Origin of the sequence: Pseudomonas sp. S8, from assembly GCF_050473925.1 — a bacterium.
GTDB classification, from domain to species: domain Bacteria; phylum Pseudomonadota; class Gammaproteobacteria; order Pseudomonadales; family Pseudomonadaceae; genus Aquipseudomonas; species Aquipseudomonas parakoreensis.
In genome coordinates this window covers 2,136,958-2,151,244 of the sequence record NZ_JBFDVZ010000016.1, presented here as the reverse complement: position 1 = coordinate 2,151,244, position 14,287 = coordinate 2,136,958, and the positions used below count along the sequence as shown (strand labels likewise).

Sequence of the window (14,287 nt, the reverse complement as noted above, 5' to 3'; positions counted from 1 at the left end):
CTTCCCTAGACTTTGCCCATTCCTTTCACGCGGCGGAGTTTTCCATGAACTACCTGATTTCGCTGGCCATCGGTCTGGGCGTCGGCCTGCTCTATGGCGCGCTGGATTTCCGTTCCCCGGCGCCACCGGCCATCGCGCTGGTGGGGCTGTTGGGCATGCTCGCGGGTGAGCAGCTGTGGCCAATGGGACGGCAACTGGTCGCCGGTTGGTTGTCCTGAATGTCCTTTTTTCCTTTGGTGGATGTCCTCATGAAAGCACTGCAATTCGATAAAACCGGCGATCTGTCCTCCCTGCGTTTCGTCGACGTACCGACCCCGGTGCCCGGCGCTGATGACGTGCTGGTCGAAATCAAGGCCGCCGGTCTGAACCCCAGCGATGTGAAGAACGTACTCGGGCGGTTTCCCTACACCACGTTGCCGCGAATTCCCGGGCGCGATTTTGCCGGCGTCGTGGTCGAAGGACCGCCGGCGTTGCTCGGTCAGGAAGTCTGGGGCACCGGGCGCGAACTGGGCTTTTTTGCCGATGGTTCGCACGCGCAATTCGTCAAATTGCCGGCCAATGGCGTGGCGCATAAACCGTCGCACTTGAGCTTCGCCCAGGCAGCCAGCCTCGGCGTGCCTTACACCACCGCTTGGGATGCACTGGAACGCAGCCTGGTGAGTGCTGAAACCCGTTTGCTGGTGATCGGCGGTGGTGCGGTGGCGACCGCGGCGTTGGCATTGGCCAAGGTGCGCGGCGCGCAGATCCTCGCGGCCGCGCGGCGGCCGGAGCAGGTCAAGGCGTTGCAGGCACAGGGCTATCCGACGATTCAGCTGGATAAGCCCGAAGACCTCGGCACGCAGGTCTGCGCGGTGTACAGCGGCGGCGCTGACGTGGTCTTCGATACCACCGGTTTCTGGCTGCCCGCCTCGGTGGCGGCACTGGCAGCGTTTGGCCGCATCGCGATCATCGCCGCGCCGGTCGACGGCCACGTGCAATTGCCGGCGCTGGCGTTGTACCGCAAGGGCGGTTCGGTGGTCGGGATCAACTCGCTGCTGTACGGCGTGCAAGCCTGTGCGGCGATGCTCGAGCAGTTCGGGCGGTTCTTCGATGAGGGGCTGTTACCGTTGCCGCAGGAGTGGGTGGAAGTGCCTCTGGCGGAGGGGTTGGACAGCTACGCGCAGGTGAATCAGGGCAGTGGCGACAAGATCATCCTGATTCCCTGATCTTCCAGACACCGCATAACCTGTGGGAGCTGGCAAGCCAACTCCCACAGGGTTCGTTTTGTGCTCAGGATTGCGGAACGCCGTTTTCCCACGCCGACCAGTTTTTCAGAATGTCCTGCACCAGCGGATTACCCGCGCGATAGAGGTTTTCCAGCGCCGGCACGAACCCGCCCTGATCGGCGTACTTCAGCAGATTGTCCACCTCGCTACCGCCCGGCGCCGGGCGGTCGAAGTCGGAACCGGCGCGCACCACCGCCAGACGCTGCACATCCACCAGACCTTCGCGACTGGCGCGCAACAAGGCTTCATAAGTGGAGTTGTCTTCCTGTTGCGTGGTGCAGTACTCGCCCTTGTTGTCGGTCAACAATTGGGTCCAGACCTCGGCGCGTTCGCTCAGGCGCGTACCGGAGAACCAGGTGTTGCCAGCCAGCGTGTCGCAGCGCGTAACCACTGGCGGCTGATTGGCCGGGGCCGAGGGGTATTTCAGGCGCCAGGCCGCCGATTCCTTGCTTTCACTCAGCTCGACCTTGTGGCTCAGGGCGAAGGCTTTGGCCTGCAGCTTCGGGTTGAGTTCGAAGACTTCGGTCTTGTAGTCCAGCGGCGGTTTTTCGTTGGGGCCCTTGGTGTTGATGCCCAGGTAGCCGGTCGGCCAGCTCGCCGGCGCATCGCGCGAATCCAGCTCCCATTGCGTACCGAACTCCACCAGGTAATGCGCCCACGCAGCGGTGCCGATGGTCCCGTGTTTCGGGCTGATGCCGGCGATCCCGGCGATCAGGAACCAGCTTTTGCGCAGGTCGAATTTCGGCGACAAGGCCAGTGCCAGGGTTGAAGCAGCGGCGTTGGTCTGACCCATGCCGGTGGTCAGCAGGCACACCTGTTGTGCGTTGCAGCGGATGGTCGGGTACTCGGCGGACAGGCCCGGCACGCGGATTTCCTGCTTGAGATCGAGGCGCTCGATCCAGTGCTGCGCCTCGGGGGCGAACATGGTGATCAACACCACTTTCGGCTGGATCGGCGCTTCAGCCGCCCAAGTGGTGGAAGAGAGCAGGGCCGCAGCGGCCAGGGTCAGACGCGTCATTGCTTGCATGAGAATCTCCTGATTTCAGAACTGATAGCCGATGCCGGCGTAGTAACCCCAACCGTTGGAGCGTGCGCGGAAATTGCCGTCGCCGAAGTTCAGCTCGCTGCCGTCCTCCCAGTTGCCGCCGTTGTGGAAATAACGGCCGACCAGGGTGAAGCGCAAGTGGGTGAACGAGTACAGCAACACGTTGGTCGCCACCGTGGCATTGGCGGTGCGCGCCGGGTTGTCCTTGTGGATGTCGGAGCCGAAATCGAAGTTGGTGAAGCCGATGTAGGTCAGCGACGCGCCATTGCTGAATTTGTCGATGGGCACGATGTACTTGAGTTGCGCGCGGTAGCCGTCCCACGAATATTCATTGCTCGCACCGTAGTTTTCCCACTGGTAGCGGCCGTACAGGTTGGCCGACAGATTGACCCGCGAGTGAGTATCGATGTCGGTGCCAAAGCCGCTGTACAGGGTGTTGGCGCGGTTCTCCTTGCGGCTGCCGTGATCGTAGATCCAGTCGAACGCCACGTACCATTCCTTGAACGGGCCGATGGCCAGGCTGCGGCCGGCGAGGTAGTCGATGGAGATGCGCGGTTCGTGTTCCATGAACACCGGCGAGCCGTGATCCCACACGCCTTTGTCGTGGCTGTTGCCGATGTTGAAGATTTTCGGAATGTCGACGTAGCCGTACAGCTCGAACGGCCCCTTGCGCCCGAAGTACTCGTATTCCAGATAAATGTCGTCGGCCGGTTGCGGGCCGAAGCTGATGTCCTTGCTGCCGATCAGCGTCAGGTCCTGGTTGTACCAGTCTGACAGATACGCGCCTTTTTTCGGCGGGGCAGCTTCCGGGCTGAGGGCTTCGCCCTGGGCCGATTCGTCGGGCAGCGCCGGTTGTGCCAACGCGCTGTGGCTGAGAACTCCGGTAACGCCGGTCAGTAGCAGGGAAACGGCAAACGTGCGCGCCAATGGGGCGCGGAGAGAGGAAGTAGCGAGCATTCAAAGTCCTTTTTTGCGGATCAAGGCCCGGATTCTGCGGGCCTGCACGGTTTTGTTACGAAAAAGCCGTTATAGGCAGGTCGCAAACGTTTGCACAACACGTACCAAGTCGCACTGTTCGCCCTTGCAGGCGCTGCGGCACGCTGCGATCTTTTGATTTTTTTTTTAAGGATCAAGATCAAAAGATCGCAGCGTGCCGCAGCGCCTACAGGGGGATGTCGTTTAGGCAGAGTCCAGTGTTTAGGGGCCGAAACCCGCGGTTTAGACGGCCCTAGTATTAAAGTATTAACACCATTTAATCAGTGCCCCATCGCGGGGCGTCTACTAGCTTGTCACCCATAACGCGGTTTTGTGATGACCGTCGCAGTCTTGATTCGCGTGTGGAATAAGCCCGACTTGCACGCCTTCAAGGAAGAATTTGGCCACGACAAGGAGTAGCCCGTGGAAGCAAGGTTTGGTGTCGCCCTCGTTTCGCGTTTTTCCCCTCTTTCCCTTGCCGTGCACTTGAGCGTTGCCGGACTTTTGTTCGGTGGAGTCAGCGAGCAGGCGCTCGCGACCTGCTCGGCGGCAGGTTCGACGATTACTTGTTCGGGCGTCCCGACGCTGCCGCTGTTTCTCAATGACTACAGCAGTGCCTCCAGTGGCCTGACGGTCAATGTCAGCTCCGGAGCGCAGATGAACGCGACGCTGGGCGGCAAGGTGATCAACCTGACCGGGGCCAATATCAACCTGAACAACTCCGGCACCCTCGACCCGGCGTTGCTGGGCCTGGTCTCGATCCTCAGTGGCGGTGCGTTCATCGGTACCGGCGCGACCAGCACGGTGAGCATTGTCAACAACACCACCGGGCTCATTCGCGGCACCGGCATGCTGCTCGGCCTTAACTTGACCAGCATCGACGGGCTGGGGATTGCGGTGAACAACTCGGTGTCGGGCACCACGACCATCACCAACGACGGCACCATCACTTCCACCGGGCTGTCGGTCGGCGGGATCACCCTGGCCGATACCCCGGTGGTCGGGGTGTATGGCGGTTCGCAAGTCAACATGACCAACAGCGCCAGCGGCACGATCAACGGCCGGGTGGCGTTCGAGACGTCAGTAGCAGGCAACACCTTCACCAACGCCGGCAACATCACCGGCGGTGTGTCGATGGGGGCGGGCAGCACCAACACCTTCTACGCGATCACCGGTTCCAGCGTGAACGTCGGCGACGGTGTACAAGTCTCCGTCGGCCTCGGGGGCCTGATCGGCATCAACCTGACCTTCGCCCCGACTGGCACGATCGATGGCGGCGCAGCGGGCACCAACACGCTGATCCTGCAAAACCCGATCGGCCTCGGCGGCGGCACCACCGGGACCGGCACGGCGTCCAGTGCGACCTACGTCAACTTCAACAACCTGACCCTCAACAGCGGCACCTGGACCTTGCAGGGGCCGTTGGTCAGCGGTGCGACCACGCTCAATGGCGGTGTCGCGCAGTTCAACGACAACGCGGCGTTCGGCAGCGGCGTGCTGACGTCCAACGGCGGGATCCTGCAGGCCAGCAATGCCGGTTTGACGCTGGCCAACCAGATCAACCTGGGCGCGAGCGGCTTGACCCTGCAGGGCATCAACGGCATGACCCTCAACGGGGTGATTTCCGGCACGGGCGGCCTGACCAAGATTGGCAGCGGCCAGATCAACCTCAACGGTATCAACACCTACTCCGGCAATACCGTGCTCAACGGCGGTGTGGTGCTGGTAGGCAACAATCAGGCGTTCAGTAACGGCGGCATCACCGTCGGCGGCTCTTCGAGCATTTCGGCGACGACGCCGATTTCGCTGGCGAACGCGATCACGCTCAACAGCACCCTGACCGCGACCGGCACCGGTGCGCTGACCTTGGGCGGGGTGATCAGCGGTGCCGCCAACCTGACCAAAACCGGCAGCGGCAGCCTGACCCTCAACGGCAGCAACACCTACACCGGGATCACCAGCCTCAGCGCCGGGACCCTACGCGTGGGCAACAACAACGCCTTGGGCACCGGGGTGCTCAACACCAGCAACGGCACCAGCCTCGACAGCACCGGCAACGTGACCCTGGCCAACAACGTAGGCATCACCGGCGCGTTGAACGTGCTCGGCAGCAATGCCCTGACCCTGGGCGGTATTGTGTCCGGCACCGGCGCGATCACCAAAAGCGGCAGTGCCAGCCTGACCCTGACCGGCAACAACACCAACAGCGGCACCACCGCGCTCAACGGCGGCAGCTTGCTCGTTGGCAGCAACACCGCCCTCGGCACGGGCGCCTTGAACGCGGCGGCGGGCACCACGCTGGATGCGACCACCGCGGTGACCCTGGCCAACGCTGTCGCGCTGGCGGCGGATCTGACCCTCGGCGGCACCCAGGCGCTGGGCCTGAGCGGCGTCATCAGCGGTGCCGGCAACCTGATCAAGAATGGCACCGCGAACCTGACCCTCAGCGGCAACAACACCTTCTCCGGCGGCACGGCGCTCAATGCCGGGACGCTGATCGTCGGCTCCAACACCGCACTGGGCACTGGCGCATTGACCACGGCGGCGGGCACTACCCTCGACGCCAGCACCACCGTGGCGCTGAGCAACGCGGTCGCCCTTGGCGGTAACCTGAACATCGCCGGTAACGCCAACCTGACCCTCGGTGGTGTGGTCAGTGGCAGCGGCGGGCTGACCAAGAACGGCGCGGCCAACCTGATTCTCAACGGCGCCAATACTTTCCTCGGTGCTGTTGCGTTGAACGCAGGCACCATCACGGCGGGTGCCAACGCTGCGCTCGGCAGCGGCGATATCACCGTCGGCGGCGCTGCGACCCTCGACAGCAATACAGCGGTGACGCTGAACAACAACGTCATTCTCAACAACAATCTGGGGATCGGCGGCAGCAACGGGCTGACCCTCGGTGGCGTGATCAGTGGCGCCAGCCAGTTGACCAAGAACGGCACCGCCAACCTGACCCTCAACGGCGCCAACACCTTCACCGGTGGCACCGCGCTCAACGCCGGCAGCCTGACCGTTGGCAACGGCGCGGCACTCGGCACCGGTACGCTGACCGTGGGCGGCGCGGGCGCAACGCTCAACAGCAGCACCAACGTGACGCTGAACAACGCGATTGCCCTGAACGCCAACCTGACTGCCGGCGGCGCCAACCCGCTGACCCTCGGCGGCGTGATCAGTGGTGGCAGCAACCTGATCAAGACCGGTTCTTCGACCCTGACCCTGACCGGCAACAACACCTACACCGGCGCTACGTCGCTGAACGCCGGGACACTGATCGTCGGTTCCAACACCGCCCTCGGCACCGGCGTGCTCAACGCCGGCAACAACACCACGCTGGATGCCAGCACCGCGACGAGCCTGGCCAACAACGTCAACCTCGGTGGCAACGTGACCGTCGGCGGCAGCAACGCGCTGACCCTCGCGGGCGTGGTTTCCGGCGTCGGTGGGTTGACCAAAAGCGGCCCCGCCGACCTGATTCTCAACGGCGCCAACACCTACTTCGGCAACACCGCACTCAACGTCGGCAAGCTGATTGTCGGCAGCAACACCGCGCTGGGCAGCGGCGCATTGAACGCAGCGGCGGGCACCACGCTGGACACCAACACCGCCGTCACCCTGGGCAATCAGGTCAACCTGGCCGGGGCGCTCAATGTGGGCGGCAGCGCGGATCTGACCCTCATCGGAACCGTCGCCGGGGCTGGCAGCCTGGTGAAAAACGGCGCGGCCAATCTGAGCCTCAACGGCACCAACACCTACGTCGGCGGCACCACACTGAATGCCGGTACGGTGACCGTCGGCAATAGCTCGGCCCTCGGCACCGGTGCCTTGACCGTCGGTGGCGCAGCAACCCTCGACAGCAGTTCGCCGCTGGCCAGCCTGGCCAACGCGGTCGTGCTCAATGCGGCCCTGAGCGTCGGCGGCACCCAGGACCTGACCCTCGGCGGCGTTACCAGCGGCACCGGCCAGTTGATCAAGAACGGCGCGGCCAACCTGACCCTCAACGGCACCAACACCTTCAGCGGCGGCACCACCCTCAATGCGGGTACGCTGACACTGGGCTCGGCCGCTGCATTGGGCAGTGGCGGCCTGACCGTCGGTGGCGCTTCTACGCTGGACACCAGCGCCGGCATGAGCATCGGCAACAACATCACCCTCAATGCCGGCCTGACCCTGGCCGGCAGCAACACCCTGAACCTGAGCGGCGTGATCGATGGCGCCGGCAGCCTGACCAAGGACGGCTTCGGCGACCTGACGCTCAGCGGCAACAACACCTTCACCGGTGCGCTGAACATCGCCTCCGGCAGCGTCACCACCGTGAGCAGCGGGGCGCTGGGCAACACTTCCGGCGCCAACATCAGCGCCGGTGCCAATCTCTATCTCAACAGCAGCGCCAGCCTCAACGGGCTGAGCGGCAGCGGCAGCGTGCAGGTCGCCGGCGGCAACACGCTGACCGTGGGCGGCGTGAGCAGCACCAGCACCTTCGACGGCGACCTCGGTGGCAGCGGTACCCTGACCAAAGTCGGTACCGGGACGCTGAACCTCACGGGCAGCAACGGCATCACCGGCAACACCGACGTCAACGGCGGCACGCTGAACCTTACCGGTTCGCTGGCCAGTACCCAGCTCAACGTCAACAACGGTGCGACCCTCACGGGGACCGGTTCGGCGCTTGGCGTCATCACTGTCAACAGCGGCGGTCATCTGGCGTTGTCCTCGGGCAATACCTTGTCGACCTCGTCGCTGATCCTCACGGCCAACAGCAATGTCGACGCGAGCCTCGCTACGCCCTCGACCTCCTCGCTGATGAACATCGGCGGCAACCTGACCCTCGACGGTAACCTCAACGTCACTGATGCCGGCGGCTTCGGCGTCGGTGTCTATCGCTTGTTCAACTACATTGGTGCACTGACCGACAACGGCCTGACCGTGGCCGGTGTGCCGGTGGGTTATGGCCTCGGCGACATCCTTGTGCAGACCCTTGGCAATCAGGTGAATCTGGTGGTGTCGGCGCCCAACACCAACCTGCGCTTCTGGGACGGCAGCCAGACCATCCCGAACGGTAATGTGGACGGCGGCAGCGGCACATGGACTGCCGGCGGCACCAACTGGACCAATTCCAACGGTACGCTGAACCAGACCTGGGCCGGCGACTTTGCGGTGTTTCAGGGCACGGCCGGTACGGTGTCGGTCAACGGCACGCAACTGTTCACCGGAATGCAATTCCTCACCGATGGCTACAACGTGGTCAACGGCACGTCGGGGCTACTGACTGCCGTCAATGGCAGCGGTGGCACCACCGCGATGCGGGTTGATCCGGGCGTGACTGCCACGGTCGGCGTGAACATCGACGGCAGCGGCATCCTCAACAAACTCGACGCCGGCACCCTGGTGCTCAACGGCGCCAACAGCTACACCGGCGGCACACAACTGGATGGCGGCACCCTGGTGGTCGGCAGCAACACCGCGCTGGGCAGCGGCGCGTTGATCGCCAACGCCGGCACGCAACTCGACAGCAATACCGCCGTGACCCTGGCCAACGCGGCCACCCTCAACGGCAACCTCACTGTGCTCGGCAGCAATGCGCTGACCCTCAACGGTGTCATTTCCGGCACCGGCGGCTTGATCAAGAACGGTTCGGCCAGCCTGACCCTCGGTGGCAACAACGCTTTCCTCGGGCCGGTGGCGCTGAATGCGGGAGGTTTGATTCTGGCGTCGAACAGCGCGCTGGGCTCGGCGACCCTGAACGCGGCGAACGGCACCACCCTGGATGCCGACGGCGCCTTCACGGCGGGTAACGCGATCAATCTGGCGGGCAACCTTGGTGTCGTCGGTAGCAACGACCTGACGCTGAGCGGCGCGATCAACGGCGCTGGCAGCCTGACCAAGAACGGCGCGGCCAACCTGATCCTGAGCGGGGCCAACAACTTCCTCGGCGGCGTCACCCTCAACGCCGGCACCCTGACCGCCGGCAGCAACGGCGCCCTCGGTCTGGGCAACCTGACCGTGGCCGGTGCCTCGGCGTTAGACAGTAACACCTCGGTGTCGTTGGGCAACAACGTGGTGCTCAACGCCAATCTGACCAACACCGGCAACAGCGACGTAGCGCTCAGCGGCGTGGTCAGCGGTACCGGCGGTCTGATCAAGAACGGCGCGTCCAACCTGACCCTCAACGGCATTAACACCTACAGCGGCGGCACCACACTGAACGCCGGCACCGTGACCCTCGGCACCTCGGCGGGCCTGGGCTCCGGCGCGGTGACCGTGGCGGGTGCGTCGACCCTCGACACCACGGCGCCGCTGGTACTGGCGAACAACGTCAACGTCAATGCCAACCTGAGCGTGGCCGGCAACAACAATCTGACCCTCGGCGGTGTGATCGCCGGGGCGGGCACCTTGACCAAAAATGGCCTGGCCGACCTGACGCTGTCGGGCAACAACACTTTCAGCGGCACCTTTGATGTGCAGTCCGGCAGCTTGACCACGCTGGGCAATTCGGCGCTGGGCAGTAACGTCGGAGTCAATCTCGGCGCTGCGGCGACGCTGAATCTCGGCGGCTCCGGCAGCCTCGCCAGCCTGACCGGCAGTGGCACCGCACTGATCGGCGGCGGCAACACCTTGAGCATCGGCGGCAACAACGCCAGCAGCCTTTTTACCGGTGTACTCACCGGTACTGGCGAATTGAACAAACTTGGCAGCGGAACGCTGACCCTGACCGGCCTCAACAGCCTGACCGGCAACACCACGGTCAACGCCGGTACCTTGAACGTCAGCGGCTCGCTGGACAGCGCCAGTGTGCTGGTCAACAGCGGCGGTACCCTGACTGGCGGCGGCTCACTGGGCGGTGCCGTGACCGTGGCCGATGGCGGTCACCTGGCCGGCGCCACCGGCAGCACCCTGTCGGTGAACTCGCTGGTGCTCAACGCCAATTCCAACTTCGATGTCGGCCTCGGTGTGCCGGTTTCCGGTGGCGGCAATGCGCTGGTCAACGTCGGTGGCAACCTGACCCTCGACGGCACCCTCAACGTCAGCGACATCGGCGGTTTTGGCAGCGGCGTGTACCGGTTGATCAACTACACCGGCGGCCTGACCGACAACGGCATGTTGATCGGCACGGTGCCGGGCAGCGTCACCCCGGGGGATCTGACCCTGCAAACCGCGCTGGCCAACCAGATCAATTTGCTGGTCACCGCACCGGGCGTCACCGTGCAGTTCTGGGACGGCAACCAACTCGTCGCCAACGGTTCGGTCGATGGCGGCAGCGGCACCTGGGGCACTGGCACCACCAACTGGACCGATGTCAACGGCACCACCAATCAGGCCTGGACCAATAATTTCGCAGTGTTCCAGGGCACAGCCGGCACGGTCACCGTCAACGGCGCACAAACCATCACCGGCCTGCAATTCGTCACCGATGGCTACACCCTGCAGAACGGCACGGCCGGTGCGCTGAACCTGGTCAACGGTTCGCTGGGTAACGCCACGGTGCGAGTCGATCCGAACGCCACCGCGACCGTTGGCGTAGCGCTCAACGGCAGCGGCACCCTCGGCAAATACGACAGCGGTACGCTGGTGCTCAATGCCGCCAACGGCTACACCGGTGGTACCGCGCTCAACGGCGGCAAGATTGTCGTCGGTAATAACGCGGCGCTGGGCACTGGCGTCTTGACTGCCGCGGACGGCACCGCACTGGACAGCAACGCGGCCGTCACGCTGGGCAACGATGTGGTGGTGAACGGTGGCCTGAGCGTCGCTGGCAGCAACGCCTTGACCCTCGACGGTGTGGTCAGCGGTGCAGGCAGCCTGATCAAGTCCGGCGCTTCGAGCCTGACCCTCAATGGCAGCAACACCTACAGCGGCGGCACGCAACTCGCTGGCGGCACGCTGGTGCTGGGCAACAACAGCGCCATCAGCAGCGGTTCATTGAGCGTGACCGGCAACGGCAGCCTCGACAGCACCTCGGCGCTGCAACTGGCCAATGCCGTCAACCTTGGTGGGCAACTGACCCTGGCCGGCAACCAGAACACCACGTTGCTCGGCGCCATCACCGGCACTGGCAGTCTGGTGAAAAACGGCAGCGGTGATCTCGTGCTCAGTGGTGCCAATACCTACAGCGGCGGCACCACGCTGAACGCTGGCACGACCACTGGCGACACCAGCAGCCTGCAAGGCGCCATCGTCAACAACGCGGCGCTGACTTTCGCGCAAAACGCCGACGGCAGCTACACCGGCAACCTCACCGGCAGCGGCACGCTGAACAAAACCGGTATCGGCCAGTTGCTCCTGACCGGCAACAACACCTTCACCGGCAACACCTCGGTGCAGGCCGGCGACCTGATCGTCAACGGCGTGCTCAACAGCGCCAACGTCAACGTCGCCAGCGGTGCGCAAATCGGTGGCAGCGGGCAACTGGGTGGCAACGTGCAACTGGCCAGCGGTGCAACGCTGAGCGGTGGCGGCTCGGCCACGCCGTTGTCGGTCGGTGCGCTGGCGCTGTCCTCGGGGACCAACCTGGACTTCAGCCTCGGCTCGGCCGCCAGTTCAACCACGGTGGTCAACGTCGCCGGCAACCTGACCCTCGACGGTACGCTGAATATCAGCAACGCCGGCGGCTTCGGCACCGGGGTCTATCAACTGTTCCGCTACGGTGGCAGCTTGACCGACAACGGTCTGGTCTACGGCAGCCTGCCGGTGTCGGCGGCCAACCTGACCCTGCAAACCGCGATCGCCAATCAGGTCAACCTGCTTGTGCAGGGCACTCCGGGTGAAGTGCAGTTCTGGAACGGCGGCACCACCAATCCTGACGGCAGCATCGGCGGCGGCAGTGGCGTGTGGGGCCCGGGCACCAACTGGACCGATCCGAGCGGCACGCAGGCGCTGGCGGCCAATGGTCAGTTCGCGGTGTTTGGCGGTCAGCCAGGTGTGGTCACCGTGCAGGGCAATCAGAATTTCACCGGCCTGCAATTCCTCGTCGGTGGCTACAGCCTGGTGCCGGATGCCGGTGACACGCTGACCCCGGTCAATGGCCCTGGCGGCACGCCCGCACCGATCCGCGTGAATGCCGGCGCCAGCGCCCAAATCGATGTGCCGCTGATCGGCACCGGCGGGATCGAAAAACTCGATTCCGGCACGCTGGTGCTGACCGGTGCCAATACTTACAGCGGCGGCACCACCGTCAGTGGCGGTACGCTGATCGGTAACACCACGAGTCTGCAAGGCAGCATCACCGACAACGCATCATTGGTGTTCCAGCAGAACACCAATGGCCAATTCAACGGCATCCTCAGCGGACTCGGGGCGATGGCCAAACGCGGCACCGGCACGTTGCTGCTGACCGGCAATCAACCGTTCAGTGGCACCGTCTCGGTCGATCAAGGCGTGCTGCAAGTCGGCAGTCGTGCGGCCCGGGCCTCGTTGGGTGGGCAGGTCACTGTCGCCAACGGCGCAGGCCTGAGCGGTAACGGCAGCGTCGGTTCGGTGGTCAACCACGGGATGGTGGCTTCCGGTGGCGCTGAAGGTACCTTGAGCGTGGCCGGCAACCTGACCAACGCCAGTGACGGTGTGTTGGCGCTGACGGTCAGTTCGCCAACCGCCACGCCGTTGGTGGTGGGGGGCACGGCAGCCCTGGGTGGTGGCCTGGTGGTCAACAGCCTCGCGCCGTTCACCGGTAATACCACTTACTCGCTGATCACTGCGGGCGGTGGTGTGAGCGGCACCTTCAGTGCCGCTGATCTGCCGCAGTACGCGTTCCTCAGCAGCTCGCTGGTCTACGGTGCAGATTCGGTCACCCTGGCCGTCAGCCGCAACGGCAACTCGTTCGCTGACGTCGCCGCCACGGGTAACCAGCGCGACACCGCCACGGCACTGTCCAATAACGGTGCGGCCGGCGCGGCGTTGCAGAACCAGATCGTCAACCTCAGCGTGGCCGGTGCGCGCAATGCATTCGACAGCCTCTCCGGCGAAATCCACGCCAGCACCGCCAGCGCCATGCTTGAAGACTCGCGCTTCATTCGCGAGGCGGTCAACGACCGCATGCGCCAGCCATCGTGCAGCGCTGCGGATGATCCGCGTCGTACCCTGGCACCGAGCGACACGCAACTGAGCAGTAACGGTTGCCACGGTGAAATGGTCGGCTGGATCCGGGCCATCGGTGCCTGGGGCGACATGGGTGGCGACAGCAACACAGCCAAAGTCGATCGCAACCTCGGCGGTTTCATGCTCGGCACCGACAAGGCGCTGGATGACAGCTGGCGTGCCGGGATGGCCGCCGGCTACACCCGCAGCAACATCAACGCGCATGATCGCAACTCGGACGCCAAGGTCGACAGCTACCACTTGGCCGGTTATCTGAACTCGCAATTCGATGCACTGGCGGTGCGCCTCGGCGCGGCTTACAGCTGGCACAGCATCGAGACCAAACGCGACGTCAGCGTCGGCAGCTACAACGATCGCCTGAAGGCCGATTACGACGCACGCAGTGCGCAGGTGTTCGGTGAAGTGGGTTACGCAATCAACGCGGCAGGCGTCGCCATCGAACCGTTTGCCGGGCTGGCCTACGTTAACTACGACAGCGACACCGGCAAGGAAAAAGGGGGAGTGGGGCGCCTGAAGGCCGACGCCGATCAGGACATCACCTACTCGACCCTCGGCGTGCGCGTCGGCAAGTTGGTGACCCTGGCCAACGGCAGCCAGCTGACACCACGCGCGGCCATCGGATGGCGGCACGCTTACGGCGACACCAAACCTGACGCCGACCTGACCTTCATCGACGGCGGCGCCTCGTTCAGCACCCAGGGCGTACCGATTGCCAAGGACAGCGCACTGCTCGAAGCCGGCATCGACTTCCAGGTCACCCCGACCGGCAAGCTGGGCATCGGCTACTCGGGCCAGGTGTCGAGCGACAACAACGACAGCGCGTTCAACATCAGCTTCAGTCAAAGCTTCTGAATCATGGTCGAAGTACTTTAGCCGCCCGAAAGGGCGGTTTTTTTTGCACAATCACAAG

Annotated in this window: 5 protein-coding genes; 3 read left to right on the top strand and 2 right to left on the bottom strand. The window is 64.2% G+C overall.

The window, feature by feature from the left end; genetic code table 11:
• Window positions 1–44: 44 nt before the first annotated feature.
• Both AB1J88_RS10865 and AB1J88_RS10860 read left to right on the top strand, forming a co-directional pair.
• On the top strand, window positions 45–218 hold the full coding sequence (locus AB1J88_RS10865; RefSeq protein WP_007969534.1) for a DUF1427 family protein: 174 nt from the start codon (window positions 45–47) through the stop codon (window positions 216–218).
• Between the two features lie 30 nt (window positions 219–248).
• On the top strand, window positions 249–1,205 hold the full coding sequence (locus AB1J88_RS10860) for a quinone oxidoreductase family protein (RefSeq protein WP_430291046.1): 957 nt from the start codon (window positions 249–251) through the stop codon (window positions 1,203–1,205).
• Window positions 1,206–1,269: 64 nt separating this feature from the next.
• On the opposite strand, the gene AB1J88_RS10855 is transcribed toward AB1J88_RS10860, so the two are convergent.
• Window positions 1,270–2,292 (bottom strand): purine-nucleoside phosphorylase, encoded by a 1,023-nt coding sequence (locus tag AB1J88_RS10855; RefSeq protein WP_430291045.1) that lies wholly within the window; start codon window positions 2,290–2,292, stop codon window positions 1,270–1,272.
• 15 nt (window positions 2,293–2,307) lie between these two features.
• Window positions 2,308–3,267 (bottom strand): nucleoside-specific channel-forming protein Tsx, encoded by a 960-nt coding sequence (locus AB1J88_RS10850; protein ID WP_430291044.1) that lies wholly within the window; start codon window positions 3,265–3,267, stop codon window positions 2,308–2,310.
• Window positions 3,268–3,708: 441 nt separating this feature from the next.
• On the opposite strand from AB1J88_RS10850, the gene AB1J88_RS10845 reads away from it, so the two are divergent.
• Window positions 3,709–14,229 (top strand): autotransporter-associated beta strand repeat-containing protein, encoded by a 10,521-nt coding sequence (locus tag AB1J88_RS10845; RefSeq protein ID WP_430291043.1) that lies wholly within the window; start codon window positions 3,709–3,711, stop codon window positions 14,227–14,229.
• The last annotated feature ends 58 nt before the right edge of the window (window positions 14,230–14,287 follow it).